The sequence below is a fragment of the Candidatus Aquicultor secundus genome (assembly GCF_002791875.1).
Classification (GTDB): domain Bacteria; phylum Actinomycetota; class Aquicultoria; order Aquicultorales; family Aquicultoraceae; genus Aquicultor_A; species Aquicultor_A secundus.
Genome location: NZ_PFNG01000121.1, coordinates 1 through 334 on the forward strand (window position 1 = coordinate 1; position 334 = coordinate 334).

1 pseudogene is annotated in these 334 nt (G+C 54.2%); it reads right to left on the reverse strand.

Annotated features, from left to right (window positions below):
* Positions 1–334 (reverse strand): annotated as a pseudogene (locus tag COY37_RS05010) (excinuclease ABC subunit UvrA); the annotation flags it as partial.

The following is a 334-nucleotide window of genomic DNA, read 5'->3' on the forward strand; positions in this document are numbered from 1 at the left end:
ATATCGGGTAGAAAGTGCATCTCTATCTTGATCGTGCCGTCGCCGCTGCAGGCCTCGCAGCGCCCGCCGCGAACGTTAAAGCTAAAGCGCCCCGGCTTATATCCCCTGATCTGAGCCTCGGGGACCTGGCTAAACAGGTTTCGTATATCGCCAAACAGCTTGACGTAGGTGGCCGGATTCGACCTGGGTGTGCGACCGATCGGCGATTGGTCGATTTCTATGGATTTATCGATATGCTCGAACCCCTCGATTGCTTTATGCCTGCCGGGAAGTTCCCTTGAACGATAGAACTTCTTGGCAAGTGCTTTCGATAAGATGTCGGTGACGAGTGTGC